Source organism: Thermomicrobiales bacterium (assembly GCA_023954495.1).
GTDB lineage: Bacteria > Chloroflexota > Chloroflexia > Thermomicrobiales > CFX8 > JAMLIA01.
Genome location: JAMLIA010000012.1, coordinates 13,170 through 34,511, shown reverse-complemented (window position 1 = coordinate 34,511; position 21,342 = coordinate 13,170). Strand labels below are relative to the sequence as shown.

18 protein-coding genes are annotated in these 21,342 nt (G+C 62.2%); 8 read left to right on the top strand and 10 right to left on the bottom strand.

The genetic code is table 11. The features are described from left to right. Positions 1-189 precede the first annotated feature (189 nt). Positions 190-708: a DUF3800 domain-containing protein gene (locus tag M9890_03980; GenBank protein MCO5176120.1), complete on the bottom strand. Its 519-nt coding sequence runs from the start codon at positions 706-708 to the stop codon at positions 190-192. Positions 709-827: 119 nt separating this feature from the next. Next, on the bottom strand, positions 828-5,189 hold the full coding sequence (locus tag M9890_03975) for an AAA domain-containing protein (protein ID MCO5176119.1): 4,362 nt from the start codon (positions 5,187-5,189) through the stop codon (positions 828-830). A gap of 509 nt (positions 5,190-5,698) precedes the next feature. Here M9890_03975 and glgX point away from each other — a divergent pair. Next, positions 5,699-7,828, top strand: coding sequence for a glycogen debranching protein GlgX (gene glgX, locus M9890_03970; GenBank protein ID MCO5176118.1), 2,130 nt, complete (start codon positions 5,699-5,701; stop codon positions 7,826-7,828). Here the strand turns inward: glgX and M9890_03965 are convergent. From M9890_03965 to M9890_03950, 4 genes are read right to left on the bottom strand one after another with little or no spacing between them, the layout of a single operon-like run. After that, a complete protein-coding gene (locus M9890_03965; GenBank protein MCO5176117.1) occupies positions 7,812-8,270 on the bottom strand; it encodes a TOBE domain-containing protein in 459 nt (152 codons plus the stop codon). The genes glgX and M9890_03965 overlap by 17 nt on opposite strands. Next, positions 8,224-8,889, bottom strand: a complete 666-nt coding sequence (locus M9890_03960) for an ATP-binding cassette domain-containing protein (GenBank protein MCO5176116.1) — start codon at positions 8,887-8,889, stop codon at positions 8,224-8,226. The genes M9890_03965 and M9890_03960 overlap by 47 nt, the downstream gene beginning before the upstream one ends. 7 nt (positions 8,890-8,896) lie before the next feature. Further along, entirely contained in the window at positions 8,897-9,778 is an 882-nt protein-coding gene (locus tag M9890_03955; GenBank protein MCO5176115.1) for an ABC transporter permease, read from the bottom strand. 15 nt (positions 9,779-9,793) lie between these two features. Further along, the gene (locus M9890_03950) at positions 9,794-10,309 is read right to left on the bottom strand and encodes a PadR family transcriptional regulator (GenBank protein MCO5176114.1); all 516 of its coding nucleotides are present in this window, start codon (positions 10,307-10,309) and stop codon (positions 9,794-9,796) included. A gap of 154 nt (positions 10,310-10,463) precedes the next feature. Between M9890_03950 and M9890_03945 the strand changes: the two genes are divergently transcribed. The 7 genes from M9890_03945 (at position 10,464) to M9890_03915 (ending at position 17,661) form a co-directional block, all read left to right on the top strand. Next, positions 10,464-11,618: a site-2 protease family protein gene (locus M9890_03945; GenBank protein ID MCO5176113.1), complete on the top strand. Its 1,155-nt coding sequence runs from the start codon at positions 10,464-10,466 to the stop codon at positions 11,616-11,618. A gap of 1 nt (position 11,619) precedes the next feature. Further along, positions 11,620-12,618 (top strand): aldo/keto reductase, encoded by a 999-nt coding sequence (locus M9890_03940; GenBank protein MCO5176112.1) that lies wholly within the window; start codon positions 11,620-11,622, stop codon positions 12,616-12,618. 90 nt (positions 12,619-12,708) lie between these two features. After that, positions 12,709-13,584 (top strand): arginine deiminase family protein, encoded by an 876-nt coding sequence (locus M9890_03935; protein MCO5176111.1) that lies wholly within the window; start codon positions 12,709-12,711, stop codon positions 13,582-13,584. Between the two features lie 130 nt (positions 13,585-13,714). Further along, entirely contained in the window at positions 13,715-15,565 is a 1,851-nt protein-coding gene (locus tag M9890_03930) for a VanW family protein (GenBank protein ID MCO5176110.1), read from the top strand. 190 nt (positions 15,566-15,755) lie between these two features. Continuing rightward, positions 15,756-16,370, top strand: coding sequence for an FHA domain-containing protein (locus tag M9890_03925; protein ID MCO5176109.1), 615 nt, complete (start codon positions 15,756-15,758; stop codon positions 16,368-16,370). Between the two features lie 115 nt (positions 16,371-16,485). After that, positions 16,486-17,211: a TerC family protein gene (locus tag M9890_03920; GenBank protein MCO5176108.1), complete on the top strand. Its 726-nt coding sequence runs from the start codon at positions 16,486-16,488 to the stop codon at positions 17,209-17,211. A 3-nt stretch (positions 17,212-17,214) separates the two neighbouring features. Beyond that, positions 17,215-17,661: a nuclear transport factor 2 family protein gene (locus tag M9890_03915; GenBank protein MCO5176107.1), complete on the top strand. Its 447-nt coding sequence runs from the start codon at positions 17,215-17,217 to the stop codon at positions 17,659-17,661. On the opposite strand, the gene M9890_03910 is transcribed toward M9890_03915, so the two are convergent. The 4 genes from M9890_03910 to mreC all read right to left on the bottom strand — a co-directional run bounded on the left by M9890_03910 (position 17,651) and on the right by mreC (position 21,340). Continuing rightward, a complete protein-coding gene (locus M9890_03910; GenBank protein MCO5176106.1) occupies positions 17,651-17,866 on the bottom strand; it encodes a hypothetical protein in 216 nt (71 codons plus the stop codon). The two genes, M9890_03915 and M9890_03910, sit on opposite strands and share 11 nt — an antisense overlap. A gap of 435 nt (positions 17,867-18,301) precedes the next feature. Beyond that, positions 18,302-19,033: a glutamine amidotransferase gene (locus tag M9890_03905; protein ID MCO5176105.1), complete on the bottom strand. Its 732-nt coding sequence runs from the start codon at positions 19,031-19,033 to the stop codon at positions 18,302-18,304. Between the two features lie 22 nt (positions 19,034-19,055). Beyond that, a complete protein-coding gene (locus tag M9890_03900; GenBank protein ID MCO5176104.1) occupies positions 19,056-20,489 on the bottom strand; it encodes a MurT ligase domain-containing protein in 1,434 nt (477 codons plus the stop codon). Then, a complete protein-coding gene (gene mreC, locus M9890_03895) occupies positions 20,486-21,340 on the bottom strand; it encodes a rod shape-determining protein MreC (GenBank protein ID MCO5176103.1) in 855 nt (284 codons plus the stop codon). The genes M9890_03900 and mreC overlap by 4 nt, the downstream gene beginning before the upstream one ends. Positions 21,341-21,342: the final 2 nt, after the last annotated feature.

Genomic DNA, 21,342 nt, shown 5'->3' with positions numbered 1-21,342 from the left:
TCCTGCTCGGAATACGATCCATTGCGGTGTCGCAATTTCGACTCAATGATATTCCAATCCTCTTGCGGGCTTTTCCCAAGGACATATCGGCCAACTGGCGAAACGACGAGATCAGCGATTTGTAGCGCAGCAATATTGTCCTTTTTTGAGCGCGTATTCAGTGCAACGATTGTTCACTGATCGTTTTCTTCATATAGCGCGTACTTGGACTCGCAGGTTCAGCCATCCTATCTCAAGCTGGTGGTCAAGTGTGGGGTTGCGCTTTTCGGCAACGATCAGGCCACCACTCGGCGTTTCACCAATCTCAAAACAGAAACGCTCCACAAGGACATTCAGACTCAACATGTACGGGTCGATCGCATCAAGCCCATAGCGCTCGTAATGCTCATTTTTGCGAATGACGCACGCGATTACCTGAAAGTCGAGTGAACGAATCAATTCGTTGAGATTCGAATAGAACTGTTCGCGAAACACAGTATGGCGCATCTTCGAAAACGCCCCTTTGCTTCGCGTGATGTCGGCTGTGTGCAAGATGATGTCGTCACGCCCGAACAGATCAAGCTTGAATTGCCGTACGCGCTCCTCCATCTCACCCGTTGCATAGTCCTGATCAACAATGACCCCACCGAGCACAAAAAGCGGATACTGAGGATCGATGATGCTCAAGCTGTGATCACCGGACTCATCAAGGAACATGACTTTCCGCACACCAACCCCCTTCGGTTCGAACCTGACCTGCGATTGCAGTTGGCACCTGCTGGTTCATCGTTGATGAGGTCAACAGCGCCTGAATTGATCCGCTTGGCGTGATCGACAATCATGCGTTGTCAAGACTGGTTCGCGGCTGCCCGGTTATCGTTCCTGTTGATCTCGTCCTCAGGGCGACCACTACCCCACACCTGCACGTCGGTGCCATCAACCGCGCCACTCCAGATAAGCTCGGTGCACTCGCGGCGCAGCAGGTTCTTCCAGAGCTGGGCGTTGTCGAACGTCTCTTCGTCGGAGGAGAAGATGCCGAAAACTGTCCGGGCGGCGACGACGATGACCTTGCGGCGCGCGCGGCTCAGTGCGACCGTCAACCGCCGTGGGTCCATCAGGAACTTGCTGGCCGTGACAAGGTACTGCGGGTCGCTCTCGGTCGCGCTGTAGACGATCACCTTGCGCTCGTCGCCCTGGAAGCGCTCGACGGTGTCGACTGCTGAGCGCGTGATGATGCCGTCGTCGTCGCGCTCGGAAAGAACCGGCAACGCCTCCTGCAACCCCGCACGCTGGGCGCGGTGCGGCACGACGACGCCCAGCCCGGTCCGGCAGTCGAGGTTGTATCTGTCCGCCAGTGTCTCCAACAGCGGCGTGATTAGCGTCTGCTCAAACTCGTTGCGCAGCTGGCTGCGGTCCTCTCCGTGGACAACGACGATGATCGGGTAGTCGGGATGCAGCACCGCCGCGGCCAGACCCTCCAGCCCGTCCATCTCCGGCAGGGTCGCGGTCTCGTTCGAGTGGAAGTCAATGTTGTCGCGTGAGTAGATCTCACGACGCAGGAACTCGGCAACGTCACGAGGCAGTCGGAAACTGCGGCTGAAGCGGATGGTCGGGACATCGAGCTCCTGCAGCGTCTCGAACAGCGACGCGTAGGTCCGGTACTCCTGGAAGGTGCGGCGACGCTCGCGCGACCAGTCGTGCTTGACGATCGGCGGCATTTGCCGGTGATCGCCAACCGCGATCAGCTGTCCATCCGGGGCCAGCGCCAGCGCCGCGATCATCGCCAGCGGCAAGTTCATCTGCGACGCTTCGTCGATGATCAGGCATTGATACAGCGTCTGCCCACACAAATTTTTGGTCTGGAACTTCTCGACCACCAGCCGCCGGAATCCAACCGGAGTCGCGCCGACGACGCAGTAGCCGTTGTCCGCGACCTGATTCCAGTTCTTTGGGCCGCGATAGTTTCGATTGTCGGCGGGCGGAATCTGCCGGACCGACGCGGGAGGCTCGTCGTTTCCGGCAAAGCGCAAGAGCGGCACGCTGGTGATGTCGGGATGAAAATACTCCGACGCGATGCCGGGATGACCGGCGATGATCTCGTCGAGCTGCTGCTGAACTTCGGCCAGCTTGCCGAGCAGGACATCAACCGCTGCGTGGGTGTGGCATGAGACGGCAACCCTGTACGTCATGCCCGCTTCCATCGCGCCCTGCATGCGTGCCAGCACGGCAAACGCGGTCGAGTAGCTCTTGCCGGTGCCCGGCGGCCCCTGCACGATCAGCACCGGATCGCAGCCGTGATCGCGCATGTACTCCAACTTGCTCGGTTCGAAGTCGGCGAGCAACCCGGCGTCATGCAATGCGATGAGGCCATCCACGAAGCGCCGCTGGCCGGCCTGCGCTGTTGCGGGCCAGTTGGCAGCTTCCGGTAGGTCACCATCCAGCCATGTGTAGAGCGTGTTGTGCCCGCCGTCTTCGATCGCGCCGATCAAGCCCATTGAGTGCGAGCCGGACCAGTCGTTCGGGTCTCCGTCGAGCGTGTAGAGGCGACCGTCGTCGAAGCCGCGCTTCCGGGCAAGCATCGTCGTAAAGATGAACCCATCGGTACCGCGGCGATTACCTTCTTCCAGATCGACGAGCGCCCATGCGGCGACAGCGCGATCGTCTGCGTTGCGTTGGACGCTGATCCCGGCCAATCGTCCGCGCATCGCGTAGAGCATCGTTTTCGCGGTCGGAGTGTATTCGCGGTTGTTCGATTCCGGACGACTGTCGATCTCAGTCCGCGCATTGATCAGCACGGTCGCGCCGGTCCGCAAGCCGGCCAGCGTCAGCGCCTCGTCCAGCCCGCAGTCGGTGTCCTCGACCTCAACACGGAAGCGCACACGGACACCTTCGAGCGTCAGCTTGGTTGCCTTGTTCTGCTCGCTGGTCAGCTTGACCGCCTCACCCGGTTCGGCAAGCGCCTGCGCTTCGCTGTAGAGCTTGTCGCGCAACACTGCGCGACGGTTGTTCTCGGCGATCGTGATGCGCACTTCGGGCTCCTGATCGGCTGCAACGTAGCGCACGACCAGTGTCACGCCCGACAACACACGCTTCTCCGGAGCCGGCGCGCGCTCAGCACGCCAGTTCGCCAGCTCTACGAAACGCTCAATCGAAACGAATTCCTTCAACGCAGCGGCCAGCGTGTGCGCCTTGCCCTCGATGGTGTGCAGTTCCGGCAGCAGGAACGATGACTTGGTTGTATCGCGGTTGGCCGGCAGATCGTGAGCGATGTGCTCAAGTGCCTCCAGCCGCCGCTGCTCGAAGCCAATGACTTGCGCGGGTACAACCGCGCGATAGCGCTTCGCCTCCCAGCCAGCGCTGTCAGTCGGCAGATCATCCCAGGCGCCGTACGCATATTCCAGCGGGATCTGGCTGTTGAACCGAGCACGATTCATGTACCACGAGGTGTCGTCCTCCTGATTGAAACGACCCCAGTAATCGAACAGACGGTTCCGGAAGATCGATCGATATGGCTCCGGTTCGTTCCAGTTGAAGCCAAGCCAGGCGGCGACCGACTGCAGCGACTGGCAGACAAACGGGTAGTTGCGATGCTGGCGAATTTCGTCGGAGAGGAAGCTGCTGATCGCCGAGTCGTAACCGGCCATCTGCGTCATGAAATCGTAGAGCGCCGTTGCATCGATAACCGAGCGGAAGTGCCGCGCCAACCCGTCCAGCAATAGCGTCTGCGAGAGGCTATCCCAGAAGATCAGGTGGATTGGCGCACGCAGCTCGCCGTTGGCATCCGGCGCTGCCACCTCTACGACCGCGCGGAGAACGGCACTGATCCAGTCCACCAGCAGACGCTGCTCGGCAGCCTCGGTGTCCGGCGGGCCATCGGTGATGCGAACGATCACCCGTCGCCGCTCCTCCTGCTCCTCACCGTCCTCCGCGCCGACTACCAGCGCGCCCAGCATGTAGACGCGGTCATGCAGGTAGTCGCCCTGCGCGTCGACGTAGATGCGGACGAGATTCGCATGCTGCTCGGGACTGCTGGCTGGCAGCGATCCATAGCCCTTGTTGGGGATGAAAGACGGTGGCCGGTCGATGTCCTTGCTCCAGCGCGAACGGTAATTACGGGCTCGGAGAATCATCTCGTCGAGTCGCGGTCCGACTGGCCAGGTCGTCGATGCCAGCTCGGCGAGGCGTTCGCTGCCCGGTGCGGGTACCAGCGTCCGAGAATCGCCGTCTAGCGGCACCTTCAGCGCCGCCAGATCATCGACCGACCGAATCCCGATCTGCTGCAGCGCCTTCTTGTCGTTCATCGTGAGATGTGGGATGCCGGACAGATCGCTGTGCTCGTGCGACCACTTCATGCAGTACTCATTGAAGATGCAGCTATCGCATTGCCGACCAATGTGAAACGGAACATCCTCGAACGGGAGCGCCGCGACCCTGCGCGCCACCGAATGTTCGCTGGTGACGAGATCTTCGACCGCACCGATATAGTGCTGCGGATCAAGAACGATCTCCAGAAACCCGTCGCTGGTGCCAAACAGCTCGTTCGCTTCGTGTCGTTGCTGGTCAAGCGCATCAAGCTCGGCCTCAGTCAAGGCCGGGTCGGGGCTGGACGGGCCACGGTAGAGGATCGCCAACTCGATCCCGGCCAGATCGACACCAGCATCACGGAAGATCGCTGACAGCATCTCGTGATAGAAGGCGACCTGCAGCCGGTGGTCGATCTTCGTGGCGCGGGTCGACTTCATGTCGGCGATGATGACCGACAGCCTGCCGCGTTCGTCCCGCGTCATGCGCAGCAGATCAGCCGCGCCCCGCATACGCCAGCCTTTGACATCCGCCTGCAGCCGCGGCTGGAAGAGCAACAGTGTCTCACCTGCCGGCAGCGTCCGAGCCAGCTCGACGACCTCGGCGTTGTTGTCAGTCCAGGCCAGGCCGCGTGTTTGTGGTGGGCGGAAGTTATGAGTCGGCAGAACAGCGGCAGCTTCACGCTCGATCCGATCCTCGAACTCCTGCCCCGAGCGCGGGAACAGCAACGGAATCGTTTGCGCCCGCACACCGTAGTCATTGAGGAACCCTGAACCATGCTCGCGCTCATGGAGGCGAAAGCGCAGGTAGCGCTCGCATTGGTTCAGTCGTGCGAATCGCGCAATATCGGTCGGCGCAATGGTGCGCGGTGAGCCGTCATCGAGCGGTGGGAGGCAAGGTTCGGTCATGGGCAGACACATCCCTCGTGTGGAGTCACAGGTTCGCGGGCTAGAATACGCCATTGTCTCCAAACAAGACAGATCAGCGCTCGCTCGCTCGCAACGAGCCGGAGTGACAGGCTCATTGCTGTTCCCCAGGACAGGTAGAAAGCCATCCGGACTGACGGCGTGCGGATGCGAGCCGAACCCTATCCTCTGTATCAGACGGTGAGCGGCAACGTCGCCGCCCGATCCGCAAGGACGCGGAACGTCAACAGGCGTCTCGTTGATGAGGTGAAGGGAACACTCATGGATCCGTATACCGCAGATAAGCTGCTCGACTACAACCGCCAGGAGCTCGCAAGGCTGCGCGGCAACCGGAAGTGGACCACGCTCTTCCAGAGGTAGACCGATGCAAGCGACAGCAGGATGACGGGACGGGCGCAGACGCTCGTCCCGTTTTCGTGTGTCCCGATCTTGCGCGCCTGCCGGTCAGTGATTCAATCTCATCAGGATTGATGGATCGTGAGGAGTGCTGATTGAGCCGCAAGCAACGCCCGGGATCGCCGTATCCACTCGGTGCGACCTGGGATGGACGTGGGACGAACTTTGCCATCTATTCGGAAAACGCCCAGGGCATGGTTCTCTGTCTGTTCAACCTAGACGATCCCACTCACGAAACCGAGCGCGTTTCGCTGACCGAAGTGACCGCACACGTCTGGCATATCTGGCTCTCCGACATCGGCCCGGGACAGCTCTATGGGTTTCGCGCTGAGGGCGAATACGCTCCGAAGCGCGGGCTACGCTTCAACGCCAACAAGCTGCTGATTGATCCATACGCAAAGGCGATCACTGGACGCGTCGACTGGAACGCGCCGGTCTTCGGATATGAACCACAACATCCTGATAAGGATCTGTCGTTCGATGCCAATGACGACGCCTGGGGCATGCCCAAGGCCGTGGTGATTGATCCAGCGTTCAACTGGGGAGACGATGCGCCGCTGCGGATCCCGTGGCAGGACTCGATCATCTACGAAACGCACGTCAAAGGCTTCAGCGCGACGCACCCTGAAATCCCCGAAGATATACGGGGCACCTACCTTGCCCTCGCCCACCCAGCTGCGATCAAGTATCTGACGGATCTCGGAATCACCGCTGTCGAGCTGCTACCGGTACACGGCTTCCTCGACGACCATCGCCTTGTCGAGCGCGGCCTGTCGAACTACTGGGGCTACAACACCCTCACCTACTTCGCGCCGGAAGCACGCTACGCCTGCGGCGACCGAGGTAGACAGGTCTACGACTTCAAGCACATGGTTCGCGCGCTACACGCAGCAGGCATCGAAGTCATCCTCGATGTCGTCTACAACCACACTGCCGAAGGCAGCGAGCTCGGGCCGACGCTCAGCCTGCGCGGTCTGGACAACCCAACCTACTACCGCGTCGATGCCGACAATCCCCGCTATTATGTCGATTACACCGGCACCGGTAATTCGCTCGACGCCCGTAACCCGCAGGTCCTGCAGCTCATCATGGACTCGCTACGCTACTGGGTGAACGATATGCATGTCGATGGCTTTCGCTTCGATCTGGCAGCGACGCTGGCTCGCGAGCTGCACGACGTCGATCGGCTGAGCGCGTTCTTCGACATCATCCATCAGGACCCGGTCATCTCGCAGGTGAAGCTCATCGCCGAGCCGTGGGACGTCGGCGAGGGCGGCTACCAGGTCGGCAATTTCCCAGTGCTGTGGACCGAGTGGAACGGCAAGTATCGCGACACGGTGCGCCACTTCTGGCGCGGTGACATGGGCAAGATGGCCGACCTCGCCTACCGTCTGACCGGATCGAGCGATCTGTATCAGAGCGACGGTCGCAAGCCCTACGCGAGCATCAACTTCATCACCGCCCACGATGGCTTCACCCTGGCCGACCTCGTCTCCTACAACGACAAGCACAACCTGGCCAACGGCGAAGACAACCGCGACGGCACCAACGACAACATCTCCTGGAACGGCGGAGCTGAAGGGCCGACCGACGATCCGGCGATCGTCGCGCTACGCGCCCAGCAGCAGCGCAATCTGCTGGCGACGCTGCTGCTTTCGCAGGGCGTGCCGATGCTGACCGGCGGCGACGAAATCGGTCGTACCCAGCACGGCAACAACAACGCCTACTGCCAGGACAACGACATCTCCTGGTATGACTGGAACCTGACCGAGTCAGACACGATTCTGCTCGCCTACGTTCGCGATCTGATCGCCTTTCGGAAGAAGCACCCGGTCCTCCGCCGCCGCCGTTTCTTCCAGGGACGTCGGGTTCAGGGCTCAGACGTGCGCGACATCACCTGGATTCGCCCGGACGGTGGCGAAATGAGCGATACCGAATGGCAGGAAGGCTGGATCAAGTCGCTCGGTATGCGTCTCGGTGGCGATGCGCTGAACGAAGTGGACGAGAACGGCGACGCGATTGTCGATGACACGCTGCTGATTCTGCTCTCTGCATACGACCAGCCGATCGACTTTGTCATGCCGGGCTTCAAGCCCGACGTGGTCTGGGAACACATCTTCGATACGTCCGAGGTAGACGGAGTTGGCAAGCCGGAGGAATATCGAGTTGGCGAGAGTTATTCGCTGGCGGGTCGCTCGATCGCCGTCCTCAGGCGGAAGGACTAGCCGCGCCTTCCAGCCGATCAACAACGTGGACAGCATCTGCTGGAATGATGCACCGCAAGCGATCACCCCGTCCGATAGCCAGTCGGCGCATATCGCCGCGAGTTACACCTGCCTCGAGCCGGCCGTCCCCGATAGCGAGCGTCACCGTCGCCCGCGTTCCGTAGTCGACCAGATCGACGACCGTGCCGTCCAGCAGTGTGTCGTGCCCGTTCGCCTGAGCGTCTGTTGAGAGCCGCAGCAGGTCGGGCCGGATGATGACGTCGACCAATCCGGCGTCGTGCGGGGTTGCTGCGCGCAGACGACCAATGTCCGTAGCGACGAATGCAGTGCCCTCGTCGCGCTCCAGGTCACCCGGCAATACGTTCCGTGCTTGCACAAGATCAGCGACCAGCCGATCAACGGGCGCATCCAGGACACGAGCGACGGTGTCGATCTGGCGCACCCGACCTTCCGCCATCACCGCCATCGCCGTTCCGACTGACACAGCCTCCTCGAGATCGTGTTACGAAGATGACCGGCACTGCGAGCTCGCGCTGCAGTCGCCGCAGGAGTTCGCGGAGCTCGTGCCGCGTGGGTGCATCCAGTGCGGCAAGCGGCTCGTCGAGCAGCAGCACCTCGGAATCAGCGCCGACCGCGCGGGCGATCGCGACGCGCTGCTGCTGCCCGCCGGACAGTCGCGACGGCGGCGCGTCGGCGCGGTTGGCGACTCCCACCATATCGAGCAGCTCGCGAGCTCGCGCACGCGCCTCAGCTCGCCGCGCACCGCGACCGGCGACCATCGGATAGGCGACGTTATCGACCGCACTCAAATGAGGAAACAGCCCATATTGCTGCGGCACATAGCCGACCCGGCGCTGACGCGAATCGAGATTGATCCCACGGCTGGTGTCGAGCAGCACGCGGCCACCCAGCTCAATGATCCCGGCATCGGCGCGCTCGATACCAGCGATCGTGCGGAGCAGCATCGACTTGCCCGCGCCGGACGGACCAAAGAGCACAAGGATGCCGTTGTCGACGGTGAGCGAGACTTCCAACGCAAACAGCGCGAGCTGTCTCCGCATGTTGACCTTAAGCACGTGGCGTCACTTCCGGTGGGACATGTCCGGCGCTGCGCCGAACGAGGTACTTGAATACAAACAGAACCGTGAACGACACGACGACGAGGATGATCGAGAGCGCCAGCGCTGAGTCGAGCTTGCCCGACTCAAGCGTTTGGTAAATAGCCAGCGGCATCGTCTGCGTCCGACCGGCGAAGTTACCGGCGAACATGAGCGTCGCGCCAAACTCGCCGAGCGCGCGCGCCCACGCCATCACGGCTCCGCCCAGCAGCGCCGGAAGCGCCAACGGGATCGTCACGGTGCGGAAGATCGTCATCCGGCTCGCGCCGAGCGTCCCGGCAACTTCCTCCAGACCCGGATCGATCGACTCGAACCCGGCCCGCGCCGACCGCACGTAGAACGGGACCGCGACAAACGTCTGAGCGATCACGACCGCCAGCGTCGTGAACGGGATTTCAATGCCGATGTCCGAGAGAAACGGACCCAGAACGCCGCGCCGACCGAATGCCATCAGCAGCGCGACGCCAGCAACAGCCGGTGGCAGCACCATCGGCAGATCTACCAGCGTATCCAGCAGCTGATGACCGCGAAAACGGTAGCGCGCCAGAAGATAGGCAACTGGTGTACCGAGCACCAGCACCAGCGCCAGGGAAATGCAGGTGGTTACGACCGAGAGCGTCAGCGCCTGCCGGACAACCTCGTTGTCGAGCGCGGCGGTCAGGGCTCCGGCTGGAATCCCGCGAATAAAGATCGCGACCAGCGGCAGCGCCAGAAATACGATGAGCGCCACGCTGGCGAGCGCCAGCAGCACCCATGTTGGCGACGCAACCGTCAATCGACGCCAGCCGTTTGACTGTCCGGTCGTGCTTGATGCTGGTGCTACCTCACTCATTGGTGGCCCCGCGCATCACGCCACCACGTGCTGGGACGCTTGATCGAGCCATTGCAACAGAGCTGTGTTCTGCGCCAGCCGCATCTCGAGTACCAGACGCCGAAACTCGTCACGCTCCCCTTCAAGCTGCCCGCGCAGCGACGACACAAAGCCTTTGCACACCTCGCGCTGATCTTCGATGAGCTTTGCTGCGTCTCCCTGGCCAATCAAGCGGACGATGTAGAGCTTCATCAGGAACTCCAGCCGGAGGTCCCGCGTGCGCTCAACCGGCGCAGCGAGCCATTTGTCGAGCGCCTCCTCGCCTTGCGGAGAAAGCTCGAGCATGCGGCGCGGAGGTCGCGTCCCCTGGGGTTGGACGTTGGACTGGACAAGCCCTTCGCGCTCAAGCTTCTTGATGTTGGCATACAGCAGGCTTGGCTCGAGGTGGACGATGTCGCCGAGGACGGTGTCCGGAGAGAACTCACGCGTCAGGTCGTACCCATGCCGCGGCCCCTGGCGCAGCAATCCGAGCAAGACCATTTCGACGGCCATCGGGCACCATCCATTCGCTAGTCACATCGTGATTAGTCCTCACTATAGTACCGTAGATGGTCTGCGCTTCACCATTGACGTGTGGCGTGTATGCTGCGATCGTACGTATCCCGACGACACATTCGTACCTGCTGACGCGAAGGGATGAGTCCAGATGGATGCGTCAATCGGCATAGGTTCGATACGTGGCATACGTCTTGGCATCCATTACAGCTGGTTTATTGTGCTGGTCATCTTCTCGTATCTGCTGGCCGAGGGACAGTTCCCGGAACAGTTCGAGGGCTGGTCGCGCACGCAATACTGGGTCGTCGGTGTCGCAACAGTCATCCTGCTGTTCGCGTCGGTCATGGTTCACGAGCTGGCCCACTCGTTCGTTGCGCAGGCACGCGGCATCGAGGTCGTCAGCATCACCCTGTTCATCTTCGGCGGCGTTGCCCAGCTTTCGGAAGACTCCGATGAGCCGGGCGAAGAGTTCGCCATTGCCATCGCCGGGCCGCTCGCGTCGCTCGGCCTGGCCGGACTCTTTGGCGGGCTCTGGTACTTGCTGCGCGACGCGAATGAACAGCTCGGAGCGCTGCTGGGTTACCTCGCGGTCGTCAACGCGATCCTGGCGGTCTTCAACCTCATCCCGGGATTCCCACTCGACGGCGGTCGTGTTCTGCGGGCAATCCTCTGGAAGATCACCGGGAACGTTCGTCGCGCCACCCGCATCGTCGCCGTCATCGGCACGCTGGTCGGCACGCTCTTCTTTATGCTCGGCATCATCTCGGCCCTCAGCGGCAACCTGATCAACGGCCTCTGGTACATCGCTCTCGGCTGGTTCATGCAGAACGCCGCGCAGGGCGGCTATCGTGACGTCGAGCTTCGCGAGCTGCTGGCCGGGCACGTCGTGTCCGACGTCATGGATACCGCGCCGGTCGTCGTTCGCAGCGGTTTGAGTGTGAATGAGCTGGTTGACGACTGGTTTCTGGCGCGCAACGTCCGCGGTGCGCCGGTGGTGACCAACGATTGGTTCGAGGGCATCGTAACGATTTCCGATGTGCGCTCCATCCCGCGCGAGCAGTGGGACCAGACGGTCGTGCGGGCGATCATGACGCCGCGCGAACGCGTCCACTCGGTCGCGCCAACGGACAGCGTCGAGACGGCACTCCGTCTGCTGTCGGAGCACGACATCGACCAACTACCGGTGCTCGCCGACGGTGAGCTGGTCGGCCTGCTGCGACGCTCAACGCTGGTGCGCTTCGTCCATCTGCAGCAAGAGCTCGGCGCGCAGGACGCTCGGCGCGTTCCAGCTGCTACAGGAGATTGACGTGGAGACGCGCACTGCCGGTTTGAGTGAGCTACGCCTGACGCGGATTGGGCTGGGTCTGGCGGCGCTGGGCAGGCCGGGCTATGTCAACCTCGGCCACGCGAGCGACCTCGACCGCAACTACGATGTGGCAGCAATGCGCGATCACGCCGCTACCGTCCTCGACGCTGCCTGGAATGCCGGCATCCGCTACTTCGACGCCGCGCGCTCATACGGTCGCGCCGAAGAGTTCCTCGCTCACTGGCTCACGACCCGCGAGATTCGGCCCGACCAGATCACGATCGGCTCGAAATGGGGCTACACCTACACAGCGGACTGGCGCATCGATGCCGACATCCACGAGGTCAAGGACCACACGCTACCGACGCTGCAACGCCAGATTGGCGAGTCTGCCGCAACACTCGGCGACTGGATCGATCTGTATCAGATCCACTCAGCGACCATCGATTCCGGCGTCCTCGACCGTAGCGACGTTCTCGACGCGCTGGCCGCCCTGCGCGCCGAGCGTGGCTGGGCCATCGGCCTGTCGCTGAGCGGCGCGAGCTCGCGCGAAACGCTCGAACGCGCGCTGGACATTCAGCGCGACAGCACGCGGCTTTTCTCCGCTGTCCAAGCGACCTGGAATATCCTCGAACCGTCACTCTCCGACATCCTGGCGGACGCACATCGAGCGGGCCTGGCCGTGATCGCCAAGGAGACGTTGGGCAACGGACGTCTGACCAACCGCAACGACTACCCCGAATTCGCCGCTTCGCGAGAAGTTCTCAACGAGCAAGCCGAGCGCCTTGGCTGCACAATCGATCAATTGGCGCTGGCTGCCGTACTGGACAACGACTGGATCGACTGCGTCCTCTCTGGCGCAGCGACGACCGCACAGCTCGAATCGAACGTCGGCGCATGCATGATTCGGCTCGATGACGACGCACGAGTCGCGTTGGCAAGGTTGGCCGAAAGCCCGGCTACATACTGGAGCAATCGCAGCGGGCTGAAGTGGAACTGAGACGCCGTGAGCGACGATTCGCAAAAACACGGAATCGCCTGATACCGTTGCAACGATGTGGGCATGATGACTGGTCAAAGGGGGAATTCGATGACAGATCGGGTTTGGGGCGGAAACACGATGTCGGGCAAGCTGGAGCGGGTGCTCGTCTATCCACCGGTCCCGCCTGATCCATCGGTCTCCTGGGAGGAGTTCAGCTATCTTCACCCGATGAATCACGCCCTGGCCGTCGAGGAGCACGCCGCGTTCCGACGCATCCTCACCGACGCTGGAGTTGAAGTCATCACTGGCGAGATCGATGACGCCCGGTTGCAGGACGGCATCTTCGGCTTTGACCCCGTGTTCACGACAAACGCCGGCGCAGTGCTGTCGCGAATGGGCAAGCCGCTCCGTGAGGCGGAAGTCGACCTTGCCGAGCGCACGATGGCCGACATCGGCGTACCAATCGCCGGACGCATCGAAGCGCCGGGCACGCTGGAGGGCGGCGATTGCCTCTGGATCGATGCGCAGACGCTGGCGATCGGACGAGGCTACCGCACCAACGAGTCCGGCATCCAGCAGATGCGGGACATCCTCGCGCCATCCGGCGTCGAAGTCATCGCATTCGACCTGCCCTACTGGCATGGTCCAGCCGAATGCCTGCACCTGCTTTCAATGATCAGCATGCTCGACGACGACCTGGCGGTCGTGTATCGCCCGCTCATGGCAGTTGCGCTCGTTCAGCTTCTCGAAGAACGTGGCATCGAGATGGTCGAGATCCCTGACGAAGAGTTCGAGACGCAAGGCTGCAACGTTCTGGCGCTCGGTCCCCGCCACTGCGTCGTGTTGCGTGAGAACACAGTCAGCGCTGAACGGATGCGCGCGGCGGGCTGTACGGTCATCACCTACGCAGGTGACGAGATCTCGCACAATCGCACCGGCGGGCCGACCTGCCTGACGCGCCCGATCCTGCGACGCGAAGGCTAAGCGCAAAAACCTTGCGCGCGACCCATTGCGGTACACTTCGGCGGCGTTGCGGCAATACCTCGCCGCAGCCGCCGACTTTTGAGATCGCAGATTCGTTCCGCATCGCACCAACATTGGATGCCCATCTCCTATGTCAACTGCTCCATCCCCGTTCCGCAAGCTCCTGAATACCGCCGAACGGGTTCGCCCCGGCGGAAACCAGCGCGAGGGCCACGATCCAAATCTCCTCCGCCTTGAGCGTATCGCCTGGCTCGCCGCGATCGGCATCCTCCTGCTGTTCATCGCCGGTATCGTCGGCGTGCAACTGGCGGGGCAGGGCAAAGTGCGCACTGGCGTGGAGGCGCTCGGCGTAGATCTGAGTGGTATGACTCGCGATGAGGCGTTCGCCGCCGTTTCGACTGCCGCAAATGCTCAGATGTCGGAGCCGCTCACCCTGACTGATGGCGACAATTCGTGGACCGTATCCGCCGCCGATCTCGGACTGACCGTCGACGCGAACACCATCGTTGACGACGCGCTCGAGGTCGGGCATGAGGGCGTCGGCCCATCGCGACTCGGCATCCTCTGGCGCTTCCGCGACGACCCGTATGTCGTGGGACAGAACCGCATCGGCGTTGATCGAGCACTTCTCGATCAGCAATTGCAGTCGCTCGCAGGAGCAATCCAGCAATCGCGCGTTGACGGGCAGCTCGAAGTCGCTCCATCCGGCGTGACCTGGGTCGCTCCGGTCGTCGGCCGGTCGCTCGACATTGCAGCGTCCGACGCTGCGATCATGAACGCCCTGGCGAGCGGGGCGGACACAGCGGCCCTCGTCATTACAGAAGACGCTCCGCCGGCCATCCTTGCCCAGTACGTCGACGCACGCGACCAGTTGACCCGCATCTGGGACGCACCAATTGAGATCGTCGCAGCCGATCAAACCTGGACACTCACGCCCGACCTGATCGCCATCCATCTGTCGCTGACGCAGCCCGCTGACGGCAACCCGGCAGTCCTCAATCTCGACGAACAGTGGCTCAACGACGTCGTCCGCGAAATCTCGATTGGCACCGATTCGACGCCCAAGAGCGCCCGCGCCTGGTGGGGTGACGGCGGGACGTTGGTCAAAACCCGCGACGCTCAGGCTGGCAAAGACCTCGACGAGGATGCCGCCTACACGCTGATCAAGGACGCGTTCACCGGCAACTCCGATGCGAATCGGGTCGATCTGCCAGTTGCGCTGATCGATCCACCCGAGCAACCAGCCGACTTCGCATCAATCGACGTATCGACACTGCTGGCCAGCTCCAGCACGACCTACGGCGGCGGCCTTGCCGAACGCGCCCACAACATCGAGCTGGCCGCAAGTCTGCTCAATGGTGCGCTCGTCTTCCCGGGCGAGACGTTCTCGTTCAACTCGGAGGTCGGCCCGACGACGCTCGAAGCAGGTTGGCAGATCGCCTATGGCATCGCCGAGACGGACGGCCAGGTCACTACGGTTCCGGCCGAGGCGGGCGGCATCTGTCAGGTCGCGACGACCGTCTTCCAGCCCGTCTTCTACAGTGGCTTCCGCATCGACCAGCGCGCAAGTCACTCGTACTGGATCCCGCGCTATGCCTATCAGGGCAATGTCGGTATCGACGCGGCAGTCGAGTCGACGGTCGGGCTGGACATGCGCTGGACGAACGACGGACCGACACCGGTACTGCTGGAGGTGTACGCCGACGGGCAGGACCTGACGGTCAATATCTATGGCGCACCGCTACCGTGGAGCGTTGAGGTCGATCCACCAGTAGTGACGAACGTCGTTGAAGCTGACCCGACCATTCATTATCAGGAGACCGACACCCTGCCGGTCGGCAACCAGCGCGCGGTCGAATCAGCGCAGGACGGCTTTGATGTGACCGTCACGCGCCGCGTCATTCAGGGCGACAACGTCATATCGGAGGACTTCTCGACGACCTACACGCCGGCCCAGAACCTCGTGCTTGTCGGAGCCTGATCTGCGAAGCATCGAAATTCGGCGTGACACTCCGACACATCTCGGCCATCAGCGGTTATACTAGCCACACGGCAGCGCGTCGTCAGGCTCGGACATGTAGGGGATGGCACATTGTGCCCGTCCGATGCCGCTGAGGTTTGACGCGCGACATTCGTTTGAAATGCAACGACGGTTGGGGAGGCAGCGGCGGATGAGCGGACTGACGCTCCTGACGGTGATACTTGTTGTGGCTGTCCTCATCTGGCTTGCCCAACTTGTCTGGCTCTTCCGGTTCGCCGAGCAGCACCGAGCAGATCCATTCAGAATCGTTTCTGGCGCGGCGATCTTCTTCGTCGCAGCTGCACCAGTGGCCATGAACAGCCCCCACATCGTCGAACGCGTAGCGGACTTCTGGGACCGCCTCTTCGGCAGCCGCCCGCAGTCAGTCGAATCCCCGCGCGTTCCGGCGCGCCTGCTCATCAACGGCGAGCAAATCCCGCTCGATCAGCAACGCATGCGGATCGGGCGCTACCCGAACAACGAGATTGTGCTCGATCATCCGACTGTCTCCGCCTACCACGCCGACATCGTTGAGCGGCCCGACGGTCGCCACGAAATCCACGACAATGGCAGCCGCAACGGCACGCGCGTGAATGGCGACATCGTGACGAACCGCCCTCTGCGCGACGGCGATCTGATCACGCTCGGCGCTGCGTCGATGCACTATCTGGGATCGTCGAGCCGTGAGACAGAGGCCGCAATGGCGGCAGATTATCGCCGCCGCGAGTCTGAGTACGAGGACGATCCATACGATCGTGGTCGGTAGCTCTCCTACATCACATGACATACTCCATCGCGATGCGATGAACCATTTGCGTATGATAGATGCAGGTGTCCTGTCACCTGTCCATTCGCATTACTCACGTTAGGCCAATGAGTTCGTGGAGCTTGACTTCATTACGAAGGTCCTGTCGATCATCGCGATCGACCTCGTCCTGAGCGGCGACAATGCGGTCGTTATCGCAATGGCGTCGCGTCGACTTCCGGCTGAGCAACGCAAGAAGGCGATCATCCTCGGTGGTGGCGGGGCGGTTGTGCTCCGCATTCTCTTCACCATCGGCGCGGCGCTGCTGCTCGGCGTTCCGCTGCTCCAGGCAATCGGGGGGCTGCTGCTCGTCTACATCGCCATCAAGCTCGTCAAGCCGAGCGGTGCGGAACACAGCGATATTCGCGCGTCCGACTCGCTCGGTGCAGCCGTCCGCACCATCATCCTGGCTGATGTCGTGATGAGCCTCGACAACATGCTCGCCGTCGGTGGTGCGGCGCACGGGCACATCGGCCTGTTGATCTTCGGCCTGATGCTGTCGATTCCGATCCTGCTGTTTGGCAGCAGCTTCATCGCCCGCATGATCGATCGATATCCGTGGCTGAACCTGGTCGGCGCAGCGATCCTCGTCCACACCGCGATGGAGATGTTCTTCAAGGACAAGTACGTCCGCGACATCATCCACATGGAGCGGCCACTGGAACTTGGCGTCATCTTGCTCATCGTGCTGGCGGTCGTCGCCCTCGGCTGGCATTGGAACAAGCGCGCCGAAGAGGCGTCACACTCGACGCATTCGACCCCGCATCATCACTCAGCTGACGCAACGGAATCAGGCAGCTAACCGATGGCAAACGACTCGCTCACAGCCCTGCGCGCGTGGTTCGACACCTGGGGCAGCTATGTCGCCGCACGTGACTTTGCGTCGGCGCGCCCCATGTTCTCGCCTGACGTCGTCGGATTCGGCACACATATGCGGCTCGTCCACGGGCTCGACGCGCTGGAGCGTGACCAGTGGCGCAACGTCTGGCCGAAGATCTCCGACTTTACCTTCCTGACCGAAACGCTGGAAGGCGGTGTTTCGCCAGATGGATTACAGGCATGGGCGATCGTGCCGTGGACATCTACCGGCTACGCCGAGGACGGCACTCCGTTCGACCGGCCCGGACGTGCAACCGTCATTTTCACACGCAACCAACCGAACGCCGAATGGCGCGCCATTCACACGCACTTCTCACTCGTGCCCGGCACCCCCCAGCGCTCATGGGGCAATCCGGATGATGCTAGGCCGTAATCCCGCAGCTCTGGCCCGAAGACTGGCTCCAGCGCAGCAGCTCCTCGTGCTCATCCTCATCCAGGGTGAACTTCGTCCCGCAGTCCGGGCACGTCACGACCCAGGTGCAATCACCCCGCATCTCGCAGAGCTCAGCAGCATCGCCGTAGATCCCCTTCGAGCAGAGATGATCTCGTACACGATCGACACTTGACGCAATCGACATCTGCTACCCCCTCTACTGTCGCGCAAATGCGTCGTTCGAGTGTAAATACGTTGCCGTATTATGGCAACATCGTGAATCACATCACGCAAGTCATGATGATGTAGCGAGTTGGGTAGCGCAGACTGGCGGCGAGAAGTTTGTTGGATCGGCAATCATCGCTGTTGCAGAGTTGCCATGTCGCTAAACGGGCGTACCTCCCGCCCGTTTGACACAGTCCAACGCAGGCGTGATTTCTCGCGTGAACTTGAAATGACAGAAGAAATGGGAGGCTGCCGATCTGAAAACTCAACATTGACAACGCATTGAGCGGTTGGGCTCACCGAACTTGTCAGGCGAAAGAGCCGCCGCTAAACCCTGAAGCAGGGACAGCGCTGGCGCTGTAATCGCTGTGAGGCGACACTCCACCGTTGCGGAGCACTGGTTGGAACACTGCTCTCACCTCTGCAGCGCAGCGGCGCGGGCGACGACGCCGTCGTGGGCGCGTCGTTCCAGGGTACTGTCGAGGGAGGCGAGCGTGACGTCGCCATAGCGCCGCTCTAACGCGCGCTCGATCAGCCAGTCTGCAAGGTGCGGGTTTTTCGGCAGCAGCGCACCATGCAGGTAGCAGCCGACAACATTGCGATAGCGCGCGCCTTCGGTGCCGTCGGTGCCGTTGTTTCCGCGACCGACGCGCACGCGCCCGAGCGGTGTGACGCCGGATCCGAGGTGCGTCTTCCCGGAGTGATTCTCGAAGCCAACCAGGGTATCGAACTCGTCTGTATCAACAACCACGTTGCCGATGAAGCGCTCGTGCCCGGCTTCGCTGGTGACGTCGATCGCGCTGATGCCGGGCAGGTCGTCGCCCTCGTGTGGGTGATACGAATGCCCCAACAACTGATAACCGCCGCAGACAGCCAGGACGGGCGCGCCATCCTCAACGGCGACGCGCAGTGCTGCGCCCTTTTCGCCCTGCAGATCTCGGGAAACGGCGATTTGCTCACGATCCTGCCCGCCGCCCCAGAAGTAGAGGTCGATTTCATCAACGTCAATCGGATCGCCGAGGCCGATCGTGACGACGGTCGTTTCCAGGCCGCGCCACTCGCCACGACGCGCTAGCGCCATGACGTTGCCACGATCACCATAGATGTTCATCTCGTGCCCGTAGAGCCAGCCGATTCGTAACTGCATTGATGTTGCTCCACTTCCGAGGCTACTGCGCCCAGAATTCCTCGACGACGCCGCGATCTGCCAGCGCCTGCCTCAGTTGCAGCAGGGCGGTATAAGTCAGCAGCATGAAGACGTCGCTACCTTTGGGGGTAGCGTCGATGACCTCGTCAAGCACCTCGCCGAGCGGGCGACCGCAGGACGCGTCGTTGATGCGTTCACTGGCGATACCGCCGTACTTCAGCCGCACTGCCAGATCGTGTCCACGCAGACCGGCTGCGATGAACCACGCTGCCTCATGCTGTGGCTCGGCCAGCACTTCGAAGTCAACATCCCATAGCCAGGAGACATCGCGGCCATCGGCGTCAAGGTCGTTGATTGCAATGACCAGCGGCATCTGCAATGGCTCGCCAGTAATCATGCGCAGGATCTCATTGAAGCCAACCGGGTTTTTCGACAGTGCCAGGGTCAACGTCCTGCCGCGATAGGTCACCCGCTCCAGCCGACCGAATGCGGCTTCGAACGAGGACAGCGCGCGGCTGATCGGCTCGAACTCAAGCCCGAGCACACGCGCTGCCGCCGTCGCGGCCAGCGCGTTGTACGCGTTGTACAGACCCGGCAACGCGACCTCCAGATCGCCTGCAACCGTTGCCTCCGGACCGCGTCGATCCTCGATATCCATCGTCAGACCACGCATGCCATTCAGCCGGATCGATGACGCGGCGAGCAGCAACTCCGGGCGCTCGGCGCCGCATGAGGGGCAGTGCCAATGGCCGAGATGCGATAGAAAGAGTGCATGATACTGCAACGGCGACTCGCAGATGCGGCAGGCAGCGGCGTCGGAGGCATGCGGCAGTGCTGCGAGCGTTGCTGTCGCCTCGGTCAGGCCGAACGCCACGACCGTTGCCGGCGAATCAGCAGCCAGCGCGGCGAGTGTCGGATCGTCGGCGTTGACAACGAGCGTCGTCGACGAATCGAGCGTACGCAGCGCCTCACGCCAGCGCGACGCGATGGTCTCCAGCTCTCCGTAGCGGTCGAGCTGATCGCGGAACAGATTCAGCAGCACGACGACGCGCGGACTGGTTCGACGCAGGATCTCCGGCAGGGCGTTCTCATCGCTCTCGATCACGCCGATTTCGGGTCCGCCGCTGCCAAACGCGCGCATCTGCTCGGCGAGTGCGGCGGAAATGCCTCGCACCAGGTTCGAGCCGGAGCGATTGTGGGCCACGCGATGGCCGGATTCAGCGAGCATGCCCGCGAGCATCCTGCTGGTCGTCGTCTTGCCGTTGGTGCCCGCAACGACCACCGTGCCAAGTGGCAGACGCTGCGCCAGCTTGTCGAGCATTCGTGGGTCGAGATACCCGGCGACGAGTCCCGGCAGCGCCGTGCCGCCACCACGACCAAGCCGCCGGATACCGACGGTGAGCGCCTTGCTCGTCGTTGTCGCCAGCAGCAAACGTGGATCGATCGTGCGTGTCATGTGCCGGGTGTCGCCTGTTCTTGTGGTTGAGCAGGAGTCGTGCCGGTAATGACCGTCACCGATTCCAGATTCTCGAAGTTGACCAGCGGCAGGATCTCGACGACCGTCTCGTTCTGTGCCTGATTTTTCTTGATTTCCATCACCTTGCCGACAACGAGACCTTCGGGGATACCGGCCGACTTGCCGGAGGTGACGACAACCTCGCGATCGTCGATGTTGACATCATACGGAATGTGACGCATCTCGACGCGCCCGCCCTCCTGCCAGAGCCCGTAGACGATGCCTTCGGCACGCGCCATCTGCAGCCGCCCGCCCGTCTGGAAGCCGGAGTCGATAATCAACAGTACCTTGGCGCGGTTCGCTTCAACCTCAGTGATCTGGCCGACCAGGAAGTTGGGGCTGACGACGGCCATGCCGATCTGCAACCCATCGTTCGATCCGCGGTTGATGATGACGAACTTCTCGCGGCTCTCCGGGTCGCGGCTGATGACCTCGGCGGTGACGTAGGTGAGGTCGGGCCGGGATTCCTGGAAGTTGAGCTGCTGACGAAGGTTCTCGACTTCGCTGGAAAGCTCCTTCAGCTTTGCGTTCTCCGCCAGCAACGCGTCGCGCTCGGCGGTTACCTCATCGAGCTGCTGGCGCAGCGTCGGGTCGCCGCCCGGATTGTCCTTGCCGATCCCCATGCCAAGCGAAGTCAGCGCGCTGCTCACCGGCGAAACGACGTTGTCGGCCAGGCGCTTCGGAGCATCAAGCAAGCCGCGCGTGTCGGCGAACATCAACAACAGCGCTGCGACGACAACCGCTGCGATGACCGCAAGGTTGCGTCGTGCCGTAGCTGACAGGGAAAACACCC

Bases quoted from the DNA above. Each gene is read 5' to 3' on its own strand.
- M9890_03955 (MCO5176115.1), bottom strand. From the start codon at position 9,778: ATGAGTGAGGTAGCACCAGCATCAAGCACGACCGGACAGTCAAACGGC.
- M9890_03915 (MCO5176107.1), top strand. From the start codon at position 17,215: ATGGCAAACGACTCGCTCACAGCCCTGCGCGCGTGGTTCGACACCTGG.
- M9890_03900 (MCO5176104.1), bottom strand. From the start codon at position 20,489: ATGACACGCACGATCGATCCACGTTTGCTGCTGGCGACAACGACGAGC.
- M9890_03930 (MCO5176110.1), top strand. From the start codon at position 13,715: ATGTCAACTGCTCCATCCCCGTTCCGCAAGCTCCTGAATACCGCCGAA.
- M9890_03960 (MCO5176116.1), bottom strand. From the start codon at position 8,889: ATGCGGAGACAGCTCGCGCTGTTTGCGTTGGAAGTCTCGCTCACCGTC.
- M9890_03950 (MCO5176114.1), bottom strand. From the start codon at position 10,309: ATGGCCGTCGAAATGGTCTTGCTCGGATTGCTGCGCCAGGGGCCGCGG.
- M9890_03925 (MCO5176109.1), top strand. From the start codon at position 15,756: ATGAGCGGACTGACGCTCCTGACGGTGATACTTGTTGTGGCTGTCCTC.
- M9890_03905 (MCO5176105.1), bottom strand. From the start codon at position 19,033: ATGCAGTTACGAATCGGCTGGCTCTACGGGCACGAGATGAACATCTAT.
- M9890_03935 (MCO5176111.1), top strand. From the start codon at position 12,709: ATGACAGATCGGGTTTGGGGCGGAAACACGATGTCGGGCAAGCTGGAG.
- M9890_03910 (MCO5176106.1), bottom strand. From the start codon at position 17,866: ATGTCGATTGCGTCAAGTGTCGATCGTGTACGAGATCATCTCTGCTCG.
- M9890_03975 (MCO5176119.1), bottom strand. From the start codon at position 5,189: ATGACCGAACCTTGCCTCCCACCGCTCGATGACGGCTCACCGCGCACC.
- M9890_03945 (MCO5176113.1), top strand. From the start codon at position 10,464: ATGGATGCGTCAATCGGCATAGGTTCGATACGTGGCATACGTCTTGGC.